This is a genomic window from Alpinimonas psychrophila, assembly GCF_014137865.1.
Classification (GTDB): Bacteria; Actinomycetota; Actinomycetes; order Actinomycetales; family Microbacteriaceae; genus Alpinimonas; species Alpinimonas psychrophila.
Genome location: NZ_JACGWU010000006.1, coordinates 49,244 through 69,106, shown reverse-complemented (window position 1 = coordinate 69,106; position 19,863 = coordinate 49,244). Strand labels below are relative to the sequence as shown.

Below are 19,863 nucleotides of genomic sequence, written 5' to 3'. Positions count from 1 at the left end.
TGCCGGAAAAAATGAATTGTTGCAAAAGCATTAACTTTGCCTCAAAAACTTGACTACCGTAAAGTTTTTGCAATACATTTTCCCCAAGGTCAACAGCGATCGATACAACAGTCCATTTAATTCCGGAGGTCACAATGAAGTTTCTTTCTAAAACGGGAATGGTAGCGGTCTCGGCCGCCTCCCTCCTCATGCTCACTGGTTGCGTGTCATCCAACGCAACGGCCACAGATCCATCGGCAGCGGCAGGCGATCCAATCATCTTCGGTGTTGTTATGGCCGAGACCGGATTCATGTCTCCCTTCGACACCCCCGCTCTGAACACCATGAAAATGACCGTCGCCGACATCAATGCTGCTGGTGGAATCGACGGTAGCCCCATTGAGCTCAAGATCATCGACACGGGGTCTGACTTGAAGCGCTACGCTCCTGCGGCTGAAGAAGTTGTTGCTGCCGGCGCCAAGGTTGTCATCGTTACGTGTGATTACGACGTGGCCAGCCCCGCAGCTCTCGTCGCCGAGTCAAACAGCCTCCTCAACATCGCTCCCTGCATTGGCGACCCCATCTATGGCCCCCAAGGCGGCCTGAAGTTGGGCTTCTCGATGGGGAACGGTACTCCCGGAGAGTCGTCCATCATGGCTGAGTTTGCTTTTGACAAGGGTTGGAAGAACGCGGTCTTCTTGACGGACACCTCCATCAAATACACGCAAAACCAGTGTGCAATCGCGCAGAAGCGTTTTACCCAACTTGGTGGCACCGTAGTAGGAACGTATAACTATGTTCAGGGCGACAAGATTGCAGAGACCGTATCTCAGATCTCAGCCGGTACTGCTCCTGACGTCATTTTCAACTGTGGCTATGCCGCGGGTGGAGCTCAGGTTGCGAAAGACATTCGTGATGGTGGCATTAGGACTCCTATCGTCTCTGGCTTCGGCATGGATGGAACGTACTGGCTCGCCGCGGTCCCGACTTTGGCTGACTACTACGTCGTGACGTACTCATCGGTCGCCGGCGATGACCCCGATCCTCGCGTCAATGCGTTGTCTGCTGCTTATGCCACGGCTTATGGAGCGGCACCCAGTGTCGGAAGCTTCATTACCGGCACATCCACCATCGACGCCATTATTGCTGCCCACAAGGCAGCCGGTAGCTGGGATGGCCCAGCGTTGGCAAAGGCGTTCCTCGCATTCTCCAACACCGACCTCGTTGTTGGCCCAACGACCTTCACGAATGACCTGCACATCAACGTCGAGCGCCCCCAGCGTGTTCTCCAGGTCATTGATGGCAAGCTCGTGTTCCAAGAAGAACGGGCACCTCAAAAAGTGGTCTTCGTTGACTAGTAGTCAAGCCAGTAGTACCAGCGTCGAAGAACTAGAGCTCCCTCTGTCCGCAGGTTTCCTGCGGGCAGAGGGCATCTCACGATCCTTTCGCGGTGTGAAGGCTCTGGCTGAAGTTACCCTCGAAATTCCCCGGGGACGGATCACCGGCCTTATCGGTCCCAATGGCGCCGGTAAGTCCACTCTGGTCAACATTCTGAGTGGTTATGAACGGCCGGATATCGGCAGCGTCGCCATGAACAACGTCGACATTACTCGCCAGACAGCCCACCAAAAATCTCGGTCGGGTGTGGCTCGCACTTTTCAGCACGGTCATCTTTTTCGATCTCTCAGCGTTCTGGAGAACGTCCAGGTGAGTGCCCTAGCGAACGGAAGCGGTCGTCGACAAGCACAACGCACGGCCGTTGGAATTCTCGATCGTCTCGACTTGCTGCCGTGGGGCGGTCTCTCTGCAGGCCACCTTCCCCACGGTGTCGAGCGCCGTCTCGGAGTTGCGCGGGCACTGGCCACGGCACCCGAATATCTTCTTCTTGATGAGCCAGCAGCTGGTCTGAACGACGGTGAGATGGAGAACTTTCGGAACACCATCCATTCGATCAGCGCTGATCTCAACATCGGCGTTCTCTTGATTGACCACAACATGCGGCTGATTTTTGCGGCATCCGATTACATCTACGTGCTTGCTGGGGGCCAGAACGTTCTCCAGGGGGATCCTGATGTCGTTCGCTCTGACGAAAAGCTCGCGACTTCCTACCTTGGAACAATTGCCTCAACTTTGGCAAAACCAACCTCATGACTGAACGGAACCCTGAATCCATGGGTGAATCGAACCGAGTCCTCACCGTCGAGAATTTGACGGTTCAGTATGGTGGTGTCCCCGCAGTCGACGGCATCTCCTTCCATGTTGACGCAGGCGAGCTCGTGGGAGTTATTGGTCCCAACGGCGCGGGAAAGTCATCGACACTCCTTGCTCTTGTCAACGCCGTTCGCAGTTCCTCACAGAGGCTAGAACTGAGTGGCGCATCCATTGCGGGTAAGGCACCAGAGTACGTCGCGCGTCACGGCCTCGCCCTTGTTACTGAAGGGCACCATATTTTTGGTGAACTCTCGGTAGTCGATAACTTGAAGCTCGGTCGTGTGGCGCGATCGAGTGCCGCGGGTTTGGAAGAGGACATGGAATGGATTCTCGGCCTATTTCCCATTTTGCGTGAGTTTCACTCGCGCTCGGCCGGGCTCCTTTCGGGCGGGCAACAACAGCAACTTGCCATCGCGCGTGCTCTCATTTCCTCTCCGCAGCTGCTTGTTTTGGATGAGCCGTCACTGGGGCTCTCGCCGACGGCGGTCGATACAGTTTTTGCGGCAATCGAAGCAGTGCGCCAGCGCGGTGTCGCTGTACTCCTCGTGGAACAGCGCGCGCAGCAGGCTGTCGCTGCTGCTGACCGCACCCATGTCTTGAGCGAAGGCCGGGTAACGATGACACTCACTCCCTCGGATGCTTCCAACTCCGAACTACTCACGAAGGCGTACCTCGGATCATGATTCCTCTCCTTCAATCTCTCGTCGATGCTGTCTCAGCTGGTGCCATCTACGCTCTTGCGGCGCTGGGTATCGGTCTCGTCTTTGGGATCATGCGCCTCGCGAACCTAGCCCACGGTGAAATCATTACGGGTTCTGCTTACACACTCATCTTCCTCTGGGAATTCTCGTGGCCTCTGGCCCTCATCGCCTCGGCGGTTGTCGGGGTGGTCATAGCTCTCGCTATGAACTTTGCGGTCTTTCATTGGCTCCGCGCCCAGTCGCCCGCGACGCTTCTTATTGCAAGCTTCGGCTTGAGCATTCTCTTTCAACGCTTGTATGACGCAGCCTTCGGCACAAATGTGCGCACAGCGCCGGTGGGAAGCGGTCTGTCACAGTCCATCGCTATGGGGGGCATCCGCATCAATATACTGTCCGTCATCACCATCGTCCTTGGTGTCGTCCTGTTGATTGCTGTGCATCTTTTTCTCACCAGGACCAGCATTGGCCTTCAGGTCAAAGCGGCGTCGTCCGACTTCAGGATGGCTCGCATTTTGGGCGTTCGGTCTGGTTTCGTGATTGCCATCACGTTTGCCATCAGTGGGCTCCTTGCCGCGGCGGTGGCCTTTGCCCTCACGACTCAATCGGGTGCGGTTGGGCCTACCTTTGGCGTGCAGGCCACACTCTTCGGTCTCGTGGGCGCGGTACTGGGCGGCCTGAGCAAACTGAGCGGAGCGGTTGTCGGTGGTTTCGCTGTCGGTGTCGTGCTCTCGCTCTTTACCTCCTGGCTCCCACCTTGGGCTAACGATTTTAGGACGGCACTCGTGTACGTCTTCGTCATCATCGCCCTCGTTGTTGCCCCCAACGGCCTGCTAGCCGGCCGTTCGAAGAAGGACCGCACATGACCCACGGAAAAGCACCATCACCCACTGCGGTTCGTCGCCTTCTGGCACCCGCGTGGGTTGTCGATCTCTGGACCCTTGCTGTTCCCCTGGCGGCCGTATACCTCTTCACCTCAGCGGGAAGTGCCCTCTCGGGCTCGGCTCGGGTTGACCTCGGTTACGCCCTAGTGAACCTCATTATTGTCGTCGCGCTCTGGGTGTTCGTGGGGAACAGCGGCGTTCTGTCCTTTGGGCACATTGGTTTCGTTGCCATTGGTGCCTGGACGATGTCGTTGCTCACGATTGAGCCTCTCGTGAAGTCCAATCTACTGCCGACACTTTTTCCTTTTGTTCAGGATGCCTCGGCCTCACCGGTGGTTGCCCTGATCATGGGCGCCATCATGGGAGGCATTGTGGCCTTCCTGAGTGCGCTCGTTCTCATGAAACTCAATGGGCTTGAAGCGGGTATCGCGACTTTTGCGCTACTTCAGGTCATTGTGCAGGTGCTCACCTACTGGGACAAGATCGGCCCCAAGTCGGGTCAATCTATGGTCGGAATCCCCGCGAGCTTCGACCTGCCCGTCGTGATGTCCATCGCCATGTTGGTCATCGTCGTTGCGTGGCTCTACCAGCAGTCCACGAGTGCGCGGCTTCTTCGGGCATCACGGGATGACATTGCCGCCGCTCCCGCATCCGGTATCAACGTCTTCAAGCATCGCGTCATTGCTTTCGCCGTGTCCGGTGCGCTCGCCGGCATCGGTGGCGCTCTCTGGGCTCAGACCAACAGAGTCGTCCAAGCATCGCAGTTTAATCTCGATTTTACCTTCTTGACTATCGCGATGCTCGTCATCGGTGGCATGCTCTCGCTGTGGGGCGCCGTTGTTGGAACAATCGTGATCTCGACGCTCAACCATTTCCTTGGCCTCCTTGAGGGCGGGCTGGAAATCGGCTCGGTCACCGTCTCGATTCCCTCGGGGAGCCGCCTGATCGTGCTCGGTCTCAGCCTGATTCTGATTCTTATATTGAGGCCCGGCGGCATTACGAACGGGCGCGAAGCGGTCTGGCCGTTCGAGAAGAAACTCGATTTCCTCACTCAGGCTCAGCGCACGTTCGACTAGCCTGCCCACAATTGGGAGTAGGGGTGCGAGCACAGCTCTATGACCGTGCCCCACGGGTCCTCGCAGTAGACAAGGCTGTAATCTTTTTCCTCATTGATGACGAGAATCTCTGAGCGTTGGCGGCCCCCAGCGGCCACGATAAGGTCCACCATGCCCGAAACGTCTGGCGCTGTGAGGGAGAAATGGTAGATGCCTCCCATCCAGAATTCAAAGTTGTCGTTCCGGCGCACCGACTTGGGGCTGTCGAATTCAAAGAGCTCTATGCCGATGCCATCTATGCCGGCAAGGTGAGCGAACTGGAAGCGCGTGAAGCCAACGCCGTAGATACCGGTGGCAGCCTTTCCGAGCGGCCCGTCATCTTCAAGGACTTCGAGTGGCCCCACGAGTAAGTACATGCCAAGAGTGGTGGTGTACCAGTCGATTGCGAGAGCAACATCGGGCACGGTAACGCCGACGTGGGAAAAGGCAAAACGAGGGCTCTGGGGCATCATGACTCCTTATATATAGGGACGTTCACTCACACGATCAAAATGGGCCGCATATATCAATAACATGACGTTCGATAAGATACTGCCATAGTCTAATTCTGCCACGAAAACGACAAAATGCCGAGTAGCCGCGACAACACGGCTACTCGGCATTTCAACGCATGGGTGTCAGCCCACCAGGGTCGCAAACTTGCGCTTGTGGTAAAGAAGCGGGAGGCTCGCGTGGATTCCGTCGCCCGTATCGGCACCGATATGGCCACCGACAATGGCGCCAAAGACGACGAGGTGTGTGCCGCGCTCGACGATGTCATCCACCTCGCAATCAAACGACGCCAGTGTTCCGGTCAGGAGGGGACTTCCCGTTGTACCCGTAAACCAATCGCCTACCGTGAATTTCTCGCTCCCAAAGAGGCCCCCAAATCCGGCAAAGGTCTCGGCGACGTTCTGTTGTGCCGAAGCGAGGATGTTGACGGCGAAGCATCTGGATTCCCGCAGGGTCGTCCCCAAGGAGTTGGACATGTTGATACTCGCGAGCAATGATGGTGGTTCAGCCGAAAGGCTACAGACGGCGGTGGCTGTGATGCCCACAAAATGCCCGTCCTGGTCTCGGGTGGTCAATACCGTGACGGCCCCGGCTAGGGACTGCATCCCTAAGCGAAATGTTTCGTCGTCGATGCGCCCGCTGGCCGAGAACGTCATGCTGCAGCCCGAGCGCTAGCGTCGGCCAAGAACTTCTCTGCCCCTACGGGATCGAGGAACCATTCGGCGAAGTCGGTGGGATCATTGAAGCCTTCGGTGAACCGCTTGGCGATCTCGGGAATGCCGCCGGCGGCTCCCAAAAGGTTCAAAATGAAGGGAGGGGGCGGTGACAGCATGGCGTTCGTCCACGCCGTGACAAATTGCGACTCGGCCCAGTAGGAGTCGAATGCCTCCTGCATAAACTCGGCGTCGAATTGCCCCGTGTGTGAGCGGATGCTCTCCAGGTAGCTCTTGGCGCACTTGCTGGCGTTATTGCTTCCCTGGCCCGTAATGGGGTCGTTGAGGACAACGACATCGGCGAGGCCGAGGACTTTTGCGCCCGAGGGAAGTGTTGCGATGGGAAAGCGAACGGTTGGGGCAAAAGAGCCCGCGAGAACACCGTTTGCATCTGTCAACTTCACGTTTGCCGTGCGTTCAAACTCCCACGGCAGAAAGGTTTTCAAGATGTCGAGGGAGATCGCAAGGTGTTCGGCAGGGTCGGTGACGCCAGCCCAACGGTCCATGGGGCCACCAGGAACCCCCTCAAACACCATGATTTCGCATGGCCCTGACGTCGTCAACGCAGGGAAGACGAAGTACTCGCCGACGCCGGGAATCAGGTTGAAAGCGACAGCGGAGAAGTCTTCGCGTGGGGCGAGGCCTGTTACGTAGGTCAAGGCCAGCGCTCGTTGGGGAGCCGCGTACGGAGACTTTTCGGGATCGCGATCAAACATTCGCGCGATTTCTCCCTTGCCGGCAGCGACAAGGACGAGGTCGGCGTCCAAGACATAGCGCTCGAGGTCATCGATGCCCGCATCCTCAAAGACCAGGGTTCCACCACGCTTTTCGAATTCGTTGATCCACCGCGGCATTTTTACGCGCTGGTCGACGGAACGTGCAACGTTATCGAGGCGAGAGGCCCACGTGAGTGCTTTAGCGCCCGCAACCTCGGGGTGAGGAATCGTGAATGAGATTCCCTCCACCGGGGGCGTCAGGTCGTCCCAGAAATTGATTCCTAACTCACGCTCGAATGACTGGGATTTGTCAAACATGCACTGACTGGAGGACACGCGCCCGTTGGCAATCTCCTCAGGAGTGCGGTTGGAAATGACAGTGACGTCGTGCCCGTCTCCGAGAAGGCCGATGGCCAGCTGCAACCCAGATTGACCGGCACCGACAATTGTGAAACGTGACATGGTGGTCCTTTCTTTGGAGGGATAGATCGAAAAACTAACTCGCGAGAAGGGGAATGGCGGGCGTTGCCTGCTCGGGGCCCATGGCGGAGTAACCGCCGTCGACGGCCCAATCCGCGCCCGTGACCAAGCTGGCATCGGGGGAGAGGAGGAACGCGATGACGTTGGCAACTTCGGCGGGGTCGCCGACGCGTGAGGTGAGATGGAAGGGCGCTGCCACGGCGTCAGTTTTGGCCCGGTTGCCGCCACTGAGGTTGTCCATGATGGCCGACCATGTCCAGCCAGGGGAAACGCTATTGACGCGAACACCTTCGGGGGCATAATCCATGGCCTGAGAGCGGGTCAGCTGCACGAGGGCGGCTTTGCTCGCGGGATACAGCCAACGGCCGGTCTGGGCGACTTTGGAACTGATGCTGGTGACGTTGACGATGCTGCCGTGGTTTTTGGCAAGATAAGGCATCGCGAGTTCAGAAAGAATGGCGGAGCTCACGAGATTAACATTCATGGCCTCGAGCCACTGCGTTCGGCTGCTGGCGCGGCCGTCATCCACATAGCTGCAGGCCAAGTTCACGATTCCATCGAGTCGGCCTTCGCGTTCGATCGCATGTTCGACCAGCCACGCCAACTGAGAATCGTCACGGATGTCCGTCATCAAGAAGCTCGCACCTTGCCCCGCCGAATGCGCTGCGGCTTCACCACCGGCTTTATCGATGTCGGCGACGATGACATGGCCACCGGCCTCCGCGAGACGGCGGACAACGGCCGCACCGATGATGGTGGCACCGCCCGTGACGATGAAGCTTTTTGCGCTGTTTTCGTTCACAATGACCACGCTCTCTAAATGCGGTGTCGCCTCTAGGGGGCAACGTGTTACGTCATTATGTGGGTGCGCGTTACGAGGCGTCTATCCGGCGGGAGGCTGCCCTATCCACATTACGCAGCCAATGTTTGCGAGGGCGACTCAAAGAACCGAAGGCGGTACATGCTCGCGAAACGCCCCAAGTGCGTGAAGCCCCACTTGAACGCGATGGTGGCTACCGTCTGGCTTCCGGGCGCGGAAGCAAATAGCTCAGAACGCGCCCGATCGAGCCTGATGGAGCGTAAGAATTCGAGCGGACTCTGCCCGAGGTCCCGTTGAAAACCGTCCTGCAGGCTGCGAACACTGAGACCAGCCGCTTCGGCAAGGTCGAGGAGCCTCCAGGGATGCTCGGGTTGGTCCGTCATGAGATCGACGACGCGTCGAATGGCACGGTTGCCCACCCAGCGCTCGTGGCCGGCCACGACATTGCTTTCCTGAGAAGCCAGCAAACCGCTGATTACCGTGTCCTCAATGTGAGCCGACATGAGGGGGGAATCGAGGAGCACCCCATTTTCTTCAATCTCATCGGAGAGGAATCGAATGAGGCGAAGCCAGCTTCGAATGGCCGGAGAATCTAGTTGCATTTCAGGGTTGAACCGCACCGGTGTGCGCTCGACGTCACGGTCAAGAGCGGCCGCTGAGGTTTCGACGGCCTGGCGGTCGAGGTACACGATGAGCTTCTCGCAGCCGTCACTCCACACCATGTCGACGTAATCATCGGGGGACGCAATGGATGCCACGTGGCGATCAGCAAAGACGGTGTGGTTGCCGGCCTTCACAACGGCTTTGCCTGCAAGAGGAATCTGCACGAGGTAGAAATCGGAGAGTTGCCCCGGTGTGATGGTGATTTCATCGCCGTAGCGAATGTAGTTGAGCCCGACGTTGCCAAAGCGGTGTCCATTGTGAACAACATCAATCTTCGATTTTTGGTGCGTCGGCAGCAAAATATGTGGACAGAAGACCCGGGCAACCTCGTCGCGGGCAGAGTCGAGGTCCGTCGTGGCGACGAGATTGTGTTGCTTGAAAAGTTGGCTCATTCTTTTCACCGTTTCTGGTTTTCAACGACTATATGACTTCGTTGTCATAAATGTGTTACGACCGTTAGAGAAAATTTATATCATATTTCGCGGCGCAACCGAATTCTTTTCAGAGTCTCCGTCCGCAACGCTCATGCCTGTGAACCGACCTTTTCTTTAGGAAGTTATGATGTAGCATACCCCCGTCATTACGACCGACAAGTTTTTGCAATGTAGTTGTAACAAATCACTCCGTGTTCACGACACAAAGGAGAAAAGAATGGGTACGTCACCATCTTCGTGCAGTATCGAGCGCACCGTCGAGTGGGTCGACACGGATGCCGCAGGTCACCAACACAATTCCGTCATTTTGCGATGGGCTGAAGCCTGCGAGGCTCAGCTCTTTCGGGATCTCGATTTACCGGAGTACTTTCCGACCGCGCCCCGCGTTCAACAGACCGTGAACTTCACCGCGAAGCTATATTTCGGGCAACGCGTGCTAACGAGCATTCGCGTTGAACGGTTGGGGGAAAAGTCGCTGACCCTGGCGTTTACCACGGAGGGTTTGGATTGCGATGGGGCTGTCGCTTCTGAGGCAGCCAACGGCAACGTCACCACGGCTCATGTTGCGCCAGGGGCACTTCATTCGAGCCCGTGGCCGGCTCTCCTGCGGGAGCGGATTGTTCCATCGAAAGACTAAGGCCGTTCGCGAAACTTTGAGCGGGAATTTAGCTACCAAAGATATCAACTTCAGACAAAAGAGGGCTCACGAGAGAAGAGCTCAACTCTCGGGCCTAACCCCGAGTTGGTCGGGCAGGTTATGCGCCCATGTGCACCCCCGCAATGTGGTCATCAGTTCGATCGCGTAGTGGCACGTCAGACCGGGCGCCTGACTAAAAAAAAATGAAAGCCGGGGAACCGCCGCAATGGCAGCACCCCGACTCCGGAGTTTGGTGGACTTAGTCCGTGTACTCAATTTTTAGGTCAGCCACGTCCTGATCGGTCAGGTTCACAACGATGTTGTCTGGGTTGCGGGTCGTAAGCCAGATGAGCTCTTTGGTCGTGCTCGCATTGCCTTCGATGTGTGGAACGAAAGGTGGCACGTAGACGAAGTCGCCCTCTTCGAAGTAGGTGATTTTGCTGTAGCGATCGCCGTAGCGGATGTAGCCGCGACCCTGCAACACGAATCCGCCAGTCTCAGCTTTGCCGTGGTGGTGTGGGTCGGAGTGTTCGCCGACACCGGTGTGTACGCGACCGAACCAGAGGTCAACAACATCGGTATTTTCAACCGAAACGCCGGAGTACCGGAGTGCCTTTGAGGTCTGGCCAGGTGCAAGCGGCAGCTCGTTCTTGCGCTGCACGCTGATGCGCTTAAATGGACGACCGAGTGGATCGAGTTCGTCAGTCATGGTGAGTCCTTCCTAGTGAGGTTTTGCCTAACCCAAAAATACCGCAATGCGCAAGAAATCAGAGACGTTTCCGTATAAAAGGAATCAGAATGCGAGGAGTGACTCTATTTCCGCGGCAGCCTCTTTCAAGGCAGTGACAAGCTCATGTTCGTAGGGAGTGAGGGAGTTACTCAGCTTTCCAGATCCGGTGCCCTCCACGCGAGAGAGCGGGGCGGCAATCGTCAGGCTACTGATGACCTCACCTTCGGGCCTGCGTATGGGGACCGCGATGGCGAACATCCCCGCTTCGGACTCACTGATGTTTCGGGCGTACCCGAGAGTTTTTGCCTGATCGAGTTCGGTGAGTAACTCTGACCGTAAGGCAATCGAGTGATCGGTGGGTGTGGGCAACTGCTCATTCGGCAACAACTCGAGAAGTCGTTCATGGCTAAGTGCGGCGAGCAAAATCTTGCCCCCCGCTGCTGTATGCGCGTATGGGCCTTGGCCCACCCGACTCGAAACCCGAACCATCTGCTCCGACTCTACGGAGGCGGCAAAAAGGCAGCGATCGCCACGAAGCACCGAAAGGTGAACGGTCTCATTGCTCCGGCCCCGCAGGCGTTCCATCACCCGAGCGCTCACCGAGACACAGTGCTGAAGTGCCGAAACCTCGGTAGAGAAAAGCATGGCCGAACCCAATTCGTAGCGTTTCCCGTCTGGTTCCTGTCGCACAAATCGCTGCTCCCGCAGTGTCGCCACCAGTCTGTGCGCGGTTGAGAGGCCGATTCTCATCTGGGCAGCGATTTCAGTTATTCGCATGGGGCCTCGAGCCCGAAGGAGGTGCAGAATCTCAAGCGCGTTCGACACCGAGCGCAGGGTGGGGTTCGATTGTTCGTTCATTGCTTCTTCAGCCTATTGCTCTAGTAGCGGGAAATCACGTGCGCCATATCGACAACCAAGTATGACTTTTTTCTGACGGAAGAAACCAATCAGCGATACAGTGAGGAAAAATGAGTGCTGTTCGGAGGCCTCATGACCACGGTCATCGCATACCGGGATCCAGCTCGCACTCGATGCGCTCTCCAGCGGTCGCGGATACTTGCGCCGAAACTTCTCTGGCTGTGAGGTTGATGCCTTATGGACCCCCTGGCTTCTTTGCTCTGGGTTGGTACCCGACCAGGCTACTGGTGGACTCATGGTGCCCGTTTTTGCCGGGGCAATGCATCAGTTTGGCCTACCCGTCGTGACGGGTGGCGCGTCCGTATTTCTGACCGCATTCGAAAGGCTCCTGCGCGACAGTGGGGTAGAGATTCGACTCAATCAGGAAGTCGAAGAACTCATTGTTTCTGAAAAGCGAGTCACGGGGTGCGAACGTCATCAGGACAAACCCCTGCTGACACAGTGCTTGCAGGAGTATCGCCAGGGGCCCTTTACGGATCGCTACTCCGCTCTTCCCCTCTGGTCACGGCAGAGCGTAAGGGTGCAGAAAAATACCGCCCTGGGCGTGCGGCGATTCAGCTGCACCTCGCTTTTGACCGACCTGTTGAGTGGAGCGATTCTGCGCTTTCGAATGTTCCACTCGTGCATCTGAGCAACGGATCTAGCAGCACGGGTATTGCTTGTGCTCAGGCAGAAGCGGGATTGTTGCCCACTGAACCGACTTTTGTCTTCGGTCAACAAAGTAGGGTTGACCCATCGCGTGCCCCTGAAGGCAAGGCGACCTTATGGCTACAGTTACAAGAGGTTCCATTCAGGCCCGTGGGTGACGCTGCAGGAATAATCGATGTGGCTGGTCGATGGACGAATGACTCGGTGTGTCAACGCTACGTTGACCGCGTATTGGCTCGGCCGAAATCGACCAGAACTTGCGTTGGCGTCCGTACCCGGGCGCGGTCAACCCCCAGACACCCGTAAAGGGACTCTGGCATATTGGTGCAGCCACACATCCTGGACCTGGACTGGGTGCAGGGTCTGGCCACTTAGTGGCTCAACGCGTCATCACCGGCAAGGTGAGGTATCTCACTCCACGCCCTCAGGCACACAGAGAGTGACCGCCCGGATCTGATGAAGAATCCGGGCGGTCGTTTCTTGCTAAAAGCAAATTAACTCTTGTCGACCAGAGCAAGCACTCGGGTCGGGCTGCCCGTGCCGCCCACGATGGGCAGTGGCGCAACAACAATGACTGCACCCGTGGCGGGCAGTTTGTCGAGGTTCTGAAGCGAGGTGATGCCGTATTTGTCGTTTCCGAGCAGGTAGTAGTGCGCTGCAAAAGGAGGGTCAAGCTCGTGACCGCGACCAGCATCAATGCCGACTGTCTCCACACCAATGCCAGAAATCTTCGTCTCTTCGGCCAGCCACTTAGCGGCGTCGGCTGTAATGCCGGGAGTGTGAGAACCCGTCTCATCCGCGTTCAGGAAAGCATCCTGGGTGTCAGAGTACTTATCCCAACCGGTTCGGAACAGGACCCATCCATTCTCGGGGAGTGCACCATGCTCTGCCTCCCACGCCTTGATGTCGTCAATCGTAACGAGGTAGTCATTGTTCTTTGAAACCTGAGCGGTGACATCGATTACCGCTGCTGGACCAATGAGTCGAGCTGGGGGGATGCTCGACACATCGTGCCCGGCTTTCCCACTAATCCAGTGCACCGGAGCATCAATGTGAGTGCCGATGTGCTCACCGGTGTGGATGTTGTGGTGCTTCCAGAACGGCCCCGGCTCGTTGTAGGAGCTGACCTCTTCGAGACTAAAATCGATGAGGTTGGCAAACGGGTCAGGCAAACGCAGGGCCGGAGTGCTCGCCGAGAGTTTGTTGGTTAGGTCCACGACGCCAATTCGGCCAGAACCGAGTGCAGCGAGGATGTCAGCTGTGCTAGTCATTTTAGTTCTCTTTTCTTTGAATAAACGAGGTAAGGGAATCGCAGCAGGACACAGTTACTTGTGAGTGCCGGGAATGGGAACGGTTTTGCCACCAATCCAGCGGGTGTGCTCGGCGGCTTCTTCCACGTCAGGAGTCGTGAGCAACTCTAGTCGGGGACGGACAGCATCGGTCCGAGCCGTTGGTGGCTTGCGTGATCCCGCGCGGAACGGTGCAATCCACGAAGCCGCCTCACCACGGAAGCCTTGATCTGCTGCTGCGTGCAATGTCCATTGAGGATCCCACAGGTGCGTGCGACCAAGAGCGACGAAGTCAGCCCGTCCAGCGAGCAAAACCGAGTTGACATCGTCAAAAGAGGAAATGGCGCCCACGGTGACGATAGCAACACCAGCCTTTGCGCCGATGGTGTTGCGAATCTTGTCGGCGAATGGCGCCTGGTAGCTTCGGCCGTAGAGGGGCTTCTCTTCTTTAGTAACCTGTCCCGACGAGACATCCATCGCATCAGCACCGTGTTCAATGAAGGCTGCGGCAATCTGCACAGCGTCGTCATCGGTGTTGCCCCCTGGCACCCAGTCGTGCGCCGAGATTCGAACCATCATCGGGCGGTCCGCGGGCCACGCCTGACGCACTGCATCGAATACCTCCAACGGGAACCGAAGTCGGTTCTCTAGTGAGCCACCAAACTCGTCAGTTCGGCGATTCGCGAGTGGCGAGAGGAACGACGACAGCAGGTAGCCGTGAGCGGCGTGTAACTCAAGCAGGTCGAACTCAGCCTCGGCGGCCCGCTTGGTAGCTGAGACGTAGTCAGCGAGGATTCGATCCATGTCCGCGCGCGTTGCTTCGCGAGGGAGGTTGCTTCCCGGCCCATAGGGTACGGCTGAAGGTGAGATAACGTCCCAGCCGTCAACCTCCAAGGGCTCATCAATGCCCTCCCACATGACTTTCGTCGAGCCCTTGCGACCCGAGTGGCCGAGCTGAGCGCCAATTTTGGCAGTACTCGTGTTGTGAACGAAGTCAACAACGCGCTTCCATGCGTCGCGTTGCCCGTCTGTATAGAGCCCAGCGTCTGCAGGAGAGATTCGGCCGTCGCTCGACGGGGCAATCATTTCAGTCATCACGAGACCGGCGCCACCGATTGCTTTGCCTCCCAAGTGAACGAGGTGAAAATCACCGACCACGCCGTCCTCAGCCATGTACATGTCCATGGCTGACACGAGGATGCGATTTTTCAGCTTGAGGTTGCCGATTGTTGCGGGTTGAAACATTGCCGGAACGTCAACAGGGTTGTTGCTACGGCGTGCAAAGTCTGCCTGAATATCTTCGGCAAACCCAGGATCGCGCACAGCGAGGTTATCGAAGGTGATGCGACGCGAACGCGTGAGGAGGTTGAACGCAAACTGCAAGGGTTCTTGATCGGCATACAGGCCGATGTTCTCGAACCATTCGAGTGATGCTTGTGCCGCCCGCTGAATCGAGAGCACGACGGGGCGGCGTTCCGCCTCATAGGCTTCGAGTGCAGCGGGAATATCGGAATGCTCGTGCAGGTTTGCCGCAAGAGCGAGGGCATCTTCGAGAGCCAGCTTGGTTCCTGACCCGATGGAGAAGTGCGCTGTGTGGGCAGCATCGCCAAGGAGGACAACGTTGTTGTGATTCCACTTCTCGTTTCGGACTGTGTTGAAAGTGACCCACTTGGAGTTGTTGGTCATAACCCCTGCGCCAGCGATTTCGTCCGCGAAGATCTCAGCAATCTTTGCAACTGAGGCGTCATCGCTCACCCCGGGAGGGAACACTTCCTTTTCGCTTGCGTCAAACCCTGCGGCGCGCCAGACGTCCTCATGCATTTCAACGAGGAACGTGCTCTCTGTCGCAGAGTAAGGGTAGGCGTGAACTTGAATCAGGCCCCAGGGAGTGTGCTTGACATAGAAGGTGAATGCCTCGAGTGCGCGGTCAATGCCGAGCCACATGAACTTGCACTTGCGGGGGTCAAGCGTGGGCTTGAACGAATCTGCATATTGGGAACGAATCCTCGAATTGATTCCATCTGACGCGATGACGAGGTCATAGTCGCGAGATAACTCATCAACATCTGGTGCTTCGGTAAGGAAGTTCAGCTGAACTCCGAGTTCGCGGGCGCGATCCTGTAATAAGAGCAGTAGGTTTTTGCGACTCGACGCGGCAAATCCTTGACCACCCATGGTGATGGTTTCGCCACCGAAGAGCACGTCAATATCGCTCCATCTGGCAAAATTAGCTTCAGCTGCTTGGTAGAACTCTGCGTCTGCGTTTTCGATTCCGCCCATCGTTTCGTCACTGAATACGACGCCGAATCCAAATGTGTCATCTGGGGCGTTTCGCTCCCAGAGGGTAATCTCGTGGCTTGGGTCGAGCTTCTTCGTGAGTATCGAGAAGTACAGCCCGGCCGGACCGCCTCCGACGATGGCTATTTTCTTTCCCATTCTGACTCCTTAGTTTTTTCGTTTTAAATGACTAGAAGGTGCGTTCCTGCGGAAGGGGTTGCCGGAGAAGCCCCTCCTGTATGACAGTCGCGACGAGAGTGCCGCTGGGGGTGAAGAATCGTCCGATGTTGAGCCCGCGCCCACTCTGTGTTCCGGCTGCTTCTTGCGTGTAGAGCATCCACTCATCAATGCGTGCGGGGGAGTGGAACCACATTGCGTGATCGAGGCTTGCCGTGGCGAGGCCGTGTGACGACCAGTTCAGTCCCATGGCACGCAGTGAAGGTTCAAGGATGGTGTAATCACAGACGTAGCTCAAACCAACTTGCTGAATGCGTGCATCGTCGGGGAGTGTTTCGAAGGCACGAATCCAAATCGCCTGATGGGCGGTCCGCTCCCCTTCTACCGTCGTATAAATCGGCCCGGGGACATGGCGCATATCGAAGCTTCGACCTCGCGCCCAGTAGTCGCCCGCCTCGCTTGCGTCTTCACCAATGGAGGAAAGATATTCGGCCGAGCTGGGGAGTTGCTCGGGCGCAGGTACGTTCGGCATTTCGGGGGTGATGACAGGTCCCGACTCAGGCACCTGAAAAGAGGCGGTTGCAGCGAAGACAACTTTCTCGTTTTGGTAACCGCGGACATAACGCGTTGAGTAGCCGCGACCATCGCGCAATAATTCAACTTCGTATCTCACAATCTGCCCGACATCAACTGGTCGCAAGAATGTACTGTGCAGCGAATGAAGTTCGCGATCATCGCCGATGGTTGCTATCGCGGCGGCGGCAGCTTGAGCGACTGAGTCGCCACCATAAGCCTTGGGCCACGGAACATACTGAGGAATGACGTTGAACGCGCGATCAAAAAACTTAGCCGATGTCTCGGTTAGTTGAATGGCTGCAAGAAAGCGGCTGCTATCGCCGAGGTTTCTCTCATCGATACCCACGTCTTAGTACCCCTCTGTGGTGGAAATTCGAAACTGGTTACGCAAGCTACCGATTCCCTCGATAGTTGTCGTGAGTACTTCGCCATCACGCAGCCATCTTTGAGGGCTTCGGCCGAGGCCAACGCCTCCTGGCGTTCCGGTTAAAATGAGGTCGCCGGGCGAGAGTTGGGTGAACTGGGATACGTAAGCCACGAGATCGGCGGCATCAAAGACGAGTTCGCGGGTGTTGCTCGACTGCACAACTTCACCGTCGATGCTGGTGGTTACGGCCAGCCCTTGCTTGGGCGAGATTTCATCAGCCGTCACTATGACTGGACCAACGGGCGTTGTGGCGTCCCACGCTTTGCCTTGGAACCACTGCAAGGTTCGCGCTTGCCAGTCGCGGTAAGAGACGTCATTCGCGACGGTGTAGCCGAGAATCCCAGCCTCAGCCTCAGCCTTGGTTGCCCGGCGCAAGGAGGAGCCAATGACAACGGCGAGTTCCGCCTCCCAATCAACCTTTTGGGAATCAGCCCCTACATTGATTTCGGCGTAAGGGTCGGTGAGAGTGTCGCCAAACTTGGCAAACAACGTCGGGTATTCAGGAACATCTCGACCGGTCTCCGCGATGTGGTCGTGATAGTTCAACCCGCAACACACGATTTTTCTCGGGCTGGGCAAAGGAGTGGCGAGGGTGGCATCGGATAGGCGCAATCTCGGTGCTGTGCTGTCGTTGATTGCCGCGGAGGCTAGTGCCCTCCAGGTGGGGAGCGTGACGAGATCGCTGACGCTTGCGACGTCGAGCTGAAACCACTGTTCGTTGTACTCCACCGCCGCGCGCGTGGTTCCATCAGGCTGACGGATTGTCGCTAGCCTCATCGCTTGCTCCTTATGTGATCGGTGGAGGGTGGTGAACGCCTGATTGCAAACACATTAATTCTTCTCGCGATTTTCATCAGTATGTCATAATATTCACGACCGTTACAAGAGAGAGATATAAATCCGAATCTGGGTCAGTACTGTAAGGCCTGATATCAGCCAAATTTAAGGAGTCAATAATGACGCGAAAGATTGTTCTAGGAGGAATTCTTGAACAGTTCGAGAGGGCCTTTGCAAACGTCCACGCGACACTGGAACACGCCGGAGGCAAGCCGACCGACCTCGTGGACGTCACGAGCTATCTCACGGACATTGACGACTATCAACGCAACGGGAAAGCCATCGGACAAAAATGGCGTGAAATGGCAGGCACCGAGTACCCAGCTATGGCTGGCATTGGAGTTACTCAACTGTGGCAGCCAGAGGCTCTCATTGAGATTCAAGGTGTGGCCTATCTCGGAGACGAGTAAAAAAACCTTTCTCATCCACGCTTTTGAATGGTGGCGCCAATCGTTGCCTCAAGCTTTCTGAGAAGATAGTGAGATGGCTGGGATTACCTCACGGACCTTGTTGGTCACGTTGCTCGGGGCTTTTGCCCGTCGAACAGAAGACTGGATGCAAATCAGTGCAATTGTTAGTTTGCTTGATGCCTTAGGCGCTGAAGAGTCGAGCGTGCGCACAGGCGTCTCTAGGCTGAAGAAGCGCAAGTGGCTCATTGCTGAACGTCGAAGTGGGAGAAGTGGCTATCGACTCACCGACACTGCGAAGCGCTCGCTTCTTTCGGGTGACAAGATTATTTGGCACGCTCGGGAACCCGCCACTTTGGAGGAAGGCTGGTGCATTGCCAGCTTTTCGATTCCAGAAACTCAGCGTGCTCATCGACACCTCCTCCGCTCGCGTCTCGCGTCACTGGGGTTTGGCAACGTTGGTGCTGGGGTTTGGATTGCGCCCGCTCGAATGCACCCCGAAGCAAGCAATCTCATTGACGCCCTTGACTTGGCTAACTATACAAATCTCTTCGTCGGGCAGCACCGTAGCGGTCAAGATCTCCAAGCAATGGTTCACTCAAGCTGGGATCTCGTCGACATTGATGCGCGTTATCAAACCTTCGTCACGGGTCACGCTGACGATATCGCGGTTCTTGATTCAATGAATGGGGCGCAGGTTCCCGAGCGTGAGGCTTTCGTCCGCTATATGCGCACGCTTGACGACTGGCGGATGCTCCCCATGCGTGATCCGGGACTTCCCCGAGAGCTTCTCCCCGCAAACTGGGCTGGCGACGAAGCGGCAAGAGTCCTCGAGCGTGTAGTTGCCGAGCTCGACGCTCCGGCCCTCGCTTTTGTGCGTTCGACGCTCGAGGGCAGCATTAGTTCGTTACCCGAGAAGACCGTCGCCATCGCGGGCTAGCTCGCTACCCAGTCGGTGATGGGATTACTGGTCTCCCGCTACGGAGTCGCCCAGTCAGCCGCAAAGGAGCGAGTATGAAATCGGCATAGAACACTCGACTCCAGCTGCCCCGCATCATCGTTCCCGAATCGGTGGTTTCCCTTTGGACGCTGGCCGTTCCCCTCGGCGTCGTGTGGATCTTTTCGGCCTCTTTCCCCTTCTGCAAGAGGCAAATGCCAATCCGTTCGTTGCGCTATTGCTCGGTGGCCTCGTCGGGGGAGTTGTCGCCTTGCTGAGTGGATTTGCATCGATGCGCCTCCACGGCCTCGAAGCGGGTATCGCCACGTTTGCCTTGCTCATGTTGGTCGTTCAGATTTTGACCTACTGGGACAGCATTGCTCCGACTACTGGCCAATAGATGGTCGGCATTCCCCATAGCTTGGACTTGCAAGCCACGATGTTGATCGCCCTGGGTGTGATTGTTCTTGCGTGGTTGTATGGCCAGAGCAAGAGTGCCCGAATGCTTCGAGCCTCCCGAGCCTCCCGAGCCTCCCGAGGCAATAGGCTCGCGGCGCCAGCATCTGGAATCAATGTGACGCGTCATTGCGTTCACAATTTCTGGTGCTGATACTCATTTTTCAACCCTCGAGAATTACGGGTGGCCGAGAAGCCACTTGGCCATTCGCTCCGCGAAGACTTCGTCCAAAAGCCTGAGCCGGCAGGAGGAGTGCCGTTCGGCCTTAACCGAATCCCGAAGAGCCGTATATTCCTATTTAATGACGGTCGCCAAGTAATGTACATACCCGATACTGTTAA

General features: G+C 56.9%; 21 protein-coding genes. 10 read left to right on the top strand and 11 right to left on the bottom strand.

Features of this window, described 5'->3' with window-relative positions; genetic code table 11:
- Nucleotides 1–134: 134 nt before the first annotated feature.
- From FB555_RS08705 to FB555_RS08685, 5 genes are read left to right on the top strand one after another with little or no spacing between them, the layout of a single operon-like run.
- The gene (locus FB555_RS08705) at nt 135–1,337 is read left to right on the top strand and encodes an ABC transporter substrate-binding protein (RefSeq protein WP_182485093.1); all 1,203 of its coding nucleotides are present in this window, start codon (nt 135–137) and stop codon (nt 1,335–1,337) included.
- The gene (locus tag FB555_RS08700) at nt 1,330–2,130 is read left to right on the top strand and encodes an ABC transporter ATP-binding protein (protein WP_182485092.1); all 801 of its coding nucleotides are present in this window, start codon (nt 1,330–1,332) and stop codon (nt 2,128–2,130) included. The genes FB555_RS08705 and FB555_RS08700 overlap by 8 nt, the downstream gene beginning before the upstream one ends.
- Complete coding sequence (locus FB555_RS08695; RefSeq protein WP_182485091.1) at nt 2,127–2,873, top strand: ABC transporter ATP-binding protein; 747 nt, start codon at nt 2,127–2,129, stop codon at nt 2,871–2,873. The genes FB555_RS08700 and FB555_RS08695 overlap by 4 nt, the downstream gene beginning before the upstream one ends.
- Nucleotides 2,870–3,754 carry a branched-chain amino acid ABC transporter permease gene (locus FB555_RS08690; RefSeq protein ID WP_182485090.1) on the top strand — a complete coding sequence of 295 codons (885 nt, stop codon included), beginning with the start codon at nt 2,870–2,872 and terminating at the stop codon, nt 3,752–3,754. The genes FB555_RS08695 and FB555_RS08690 overlap by 4 nt, the downstream gene beginning before the upstream one ends.
- Nucleotides 3,751–4,848: a branched-chain amino acid ABC transporter permease gene (locus FB555_RS08685; protein WP_182485089.1), complete on the top strand. Its 1,098-nt coding sequence runs from the start codon at nt 3,751–3,753 to the stop codon at nt 4,846–4,848. The genes FB555_RS08690 and FB555_RS08685 overlap by 4 nt, the downstream gene beginning before the upstream one ends.
- Here the strand turns inward: FB555_RS08685 and FB555_RS08680 are convergent.
- From FB555_RS08680 to FB555_RS08660, 5 genes are all read right to left on the bottom strand, one after another.
- Nucleotides 4,845–5,336 (bottom strand): VOC family protein, encoded by a 492-nt coding sequence (locus FB555_RS08680; protein ID WP_220475929.1) that lies wholly within the window; start codon nt 5,334–5,336, stop codon nt 4,845–4,847. The genes FB555_RS08685 and FB555_RS08680 overlap by 4 nt on opposite strands.
- Nucleotides 5,337–5,504: 168 nt before the next feature.
- Nucleotides 5,505–6,035: a flavin reductase family protein gene (locus FB555_RS08675; RefSeq protein ID WP_182485087.1), complete on the bottom strand. Its 531-nt coding sequence runs from the start codon at nt 6,033–6,035 to the stop codon at nt 5,505–5,507.
- Complete coding sequence (locus tag FB555_RS08670; protein ID WP_182485086.1) at nt 6,032–7,270, bottom strand: styrene monooxygenase/indole monooxygenase family protein; 1,239 nt, start codon at nt 7,268–7,270, stop codon at nt 6,032–6,034. The genes FB555_RS08675 and FB555_RS08670 overlap by 4 nt, the downstream gene beginning before the upstream one ends.
- 34 nt (nt 7,271–7,304) lie before the next feature.
- Entirely contained in the window at nt 7,305–8,090 is a 786-nt protein-coding gene (locus FB555_RS08665; protein WP_343046441.1) for an SDR family oxidoreductase, read from the bottom strand.
- A 110-nt stretch (nt 8,091–8,200) separates the two neighbouring features.
- Nucleotides 8,201–9,163 (bottom strand): AraC family transcriptional regulator, encoded by a 963-nt coding sequence (locus tag FB555_RS08660; RefSeq protein ID WP_182485085.1) that lies wholly within the window; start codon nt 9,161–9,163, stop codon nt 8,201–8,203.
- Between the two features lie 259 nt (nt 9,164–9,422).
- Here FB555_RS08660 and FB555_RS08655 point away from each other — a divergent pair, with 259 nt between their 5' ends.
- Entirely contained in the window at nt 9,423–9,842 is a 420-nt protein-coding gene (locus FB555_RS08655; protein WP_182485084.1) for an acyl-CoA thioesterase, read from the top strand.
- 259 nt (nt 9,843–10,101) lie between these two features.
- Here FB555_RS08655 and FB555_RS08650 read toward each other — a convergent pair whose 3' ends face one another.
- Together FB555_RS08650 and FB555_RS08645 are read right to left on the bottom strand one after the other, a co-directional pair.
- Nucleotides 10,102–10,551, bottom strand: a complete 450-nt coding sequence (locus tag FB555_RS08650) for a cupin domain-containing protein (RefSeq protein ID WP_182485083.1) — start codon at nt 10,549–10,551, stop codon at nt 10,102–10,104.
- An 84-nt stretch (nt 10,552–10,635) separates the two neighbouring features.
- The gene (locus FB555_RS08645; RefSeq protein ID WP_182485082.1) at nt 10,636–11,430 is read right to left on the bottom strand and encodes an IclR family transcriptional regulator; all 795 of its coding nucleotides are present in this window, start codon (nt 11,428–11,430) and stop codon (nt 10,636–10,638) included.
- 295 nt (nt 11,431–11,725) lie between these two features.
- Here FB555_RS08645 and FB555_RS08640 point away from each other — a divergent pair, with 295 nt between their 5' ends.
- Nucleotides 11,726–12,121, top strand: a complete 396-nt coding sequence (locus tag FB555_RS08640) for a hypothetical protein (RefSeq protein WP_182485081.1) — start codon at nt 11,726–11,728, stop codon at nt 12,119–12,121.
- A 511-nt stretch (nt 12,122–12,632) separates the two neighbouring features.
- On the opposite strand, the gene FB555_RS08635 is transcribed toward FB555_RS08640, so the two are convergent.
- From FB555_RS08635 to FB555_RS08620, 4 genes are read right to left on the bottom strand one after another with little or no spacing between them, the layout of a single operon-like run.
- A complete protein-coding gene (locus FB555_RS08635; RefSeq protein WP_182485080.1) occupies nt 12,633–13,409 on the bottom strand; it encodes a cyclase family protein in 777 nt (258 codons plus the stop codon).
- A gap of 54 nt (nt 13,410–13,463) precedes the next feature.
- Nucleotides 13,464–15,863 (bottom strand): bifunctional salicylyl-CoA 5-hydroxylase/oxidoreductase, encoded by a 2,400-nt coding sequence (locus tag FB555_RS08630; RefSeq protein WP_182485079.1) that lies wholly within the window; start codon nt 15,861–15,863, stop codon nt 13,464–13,466.
- Nucleotides 15,864–15,894: 31 nt separating this feature from the next.
- Nucleotides 15,895–16,803, bottom strand: coding sequence for an acyl-CoA thioesterase (locus tag FB555_RS08625; protein WP_343046440.1), 909 nt, complete (start codon nt 16,801–16,803; stop codon nt 15,895–15,897).
- Between the two features lie 3 nt (nt 16,804–16,806).
- Entirely contained in the window at nt 16,807–17,661 is an 855-nt protein-coding gene (locus FB555_RS08620; RefSeq protein ID WP_182485078.1) for a fumarylacetoacetate hydrolase family protein, read from the bottom strand.
- Between the two features lie 179 nt (nt 17,662–17,840).
- Here FB555_RS08620 and FB555_RS08615 point away from each other — a divergent pair, with 179 nt between their 5' ends.
- The 3 genes from FB555_RS08615 (at nt 17,841) to FB555_RS08605 (ending at nt 19,465) form a co-directional block, all read left to right on the top strand.
- The gene (locus FB555_RS08615; protein WP_182485077.1) at nt 17,841–18,131 is read left to right on the top strand and encodes a RidA family protein; all 291 of its coding nucleotides are present in this window, start codon (nt 17,841–17,843) and stop codon (nt 18,129–18,131) included.
- Between the two features lie 73 nt (nt 18,132–18,204).
- Nucleotides 18,205–19,068, top strand: coding sequence for a PaaX family transcriptional regulator (locus FB555_RS08610; protein WP_182485076.1), 864 nt, complete (start codon nt 18,205–18,207; stop codon nt 19,066–19,068).
- A 172-nt stretch (nt 19,069–19,240) separates the two neighbouring features.
- Nucleotides 19,241–19,465, top strand: a complete 225-nt coding sequence (locus tag FB555_RS08605) for a hypothetical protein (protein WP_182485075.1) — start codon at nt 19,241–19,243, stop codon at nt 19,463–19,465.
- Nucleotides 19,466–19,863 lie beyond the last annotated feature (398 nt).

Coding starts and splice junctions, on each gene's coding strand:
- FB555_RS08705 (WP_182485093.1), top strand. CDS start 135: ATGAAGTTTCTTTCTAAAACGGGAATGGTAGCGGTCTCGGCCGCCTCC.
- FB555_RS08695 (WP_182485091.1), top strand. CDS start 2,127: ATGACTGAACGGAACCCTGAATCCATGGGTGAATCGAACCGAGTCCTC.
- FB555_RS08690 (WP_182485090.1), top strand. CDS start 2,870: ATGATTCCTCTCCTTCAATCTCTCGTCGATGCTGTCTCAGCTGGTGCC.
- FB555_RS08685 (WP_182485089.1), top strand. CDS start 3,751: ATGACCCACGGAAAAGCACCATCACCCACTGCGGTTCGTCGCCTTCTG.
- FB555_RS08680 (WP_220475929.1), bottom strand. CDS start 5,336: ATGCCCCAGAGCCCTCGTTTTGCCTTTTCCCACGTCGGCGTTACCGTG.
- FB555_RS08675 (WP_182485087.1), bottom strand. CDS start 6,035: ATGACGTTCTCGGCCAGCGGGCGCATCGACGACGAAACATTTCGCTTA.
- FB555_RS08670 (WP_182485086.1), bottom strand. CDS start 7,270: ATGTCACGTTTCACAATTGTCGGTGCCGGTCAATCTGGGTTGCAGCTG.
- FB555_RS08660 (WP_182485085.1), bottom strand. CDS start 9,163: ATGAGCCAACTTTTCAAGCAACACAATCTCGTCGCCACGACGGACCTC.
- FB555_RS08655 (WP_182485084.1), top strand. CDS start 9,423: ATGGGTACGTCACCATCTTCGTGCAGTATCGAGCGCACCGTCGAGTGG.
- FB555_RS08650 (WP_182485083.1), bottom strand. CDS start 10,551: ATGACTGACGAACTCGATCCACTCGGTCGTCCATTTAAGCGCATCAGC.
- FB555_RS08645 (WP_182485082.1), bottom strand. CDS start 11,430: ATGAACGAACAATCGAACCCCACCCTGCGCTCGGTGTCGAACGCGCTT.
- FB555_RS08640 (WP_182485081.1), top strand. CDS start 11,726: ATGGTGCCCGTTTTTGCCGGGGCAATGCATCAGTTTGGCCTACCCGTC.
- FB555_RS08635 (WP_182485080.1), bottom strand. CDS start 13,409: ATGACTAGCACAGCTGACATCCTCGCTGCACTCGGTTCTGGCCGAATT.
- FB555_RS08630 (WP_182485079.1), bottom strand. CDS start 15,863: ATGGGAAAGAAAATAGCCATCGTCGGAGGCGGTCCGGCCGGGCTGTAC.
- FB555_RS08620 (WP_182485078.1), bottom strand. CDS start 17,661: ATGAGGCTAGCGACAATCCGTCAGCCTGATGGAACCACGCGCGCGGCG.
- FB555_RS08615 (WP_182485077.1), top strand. CDS start 17,841: ATGACGCGAAAGATTGTTCTAGGAGGAATTCTTGAACAGTTCGAGAGG.
- FB555_RS08610 (WP_182485076.1), top strand. CDS start 18,205: ATGGCTGGGATTACCTCACGGACCTTGTTGGTCACGTTGCTCGGGGCT.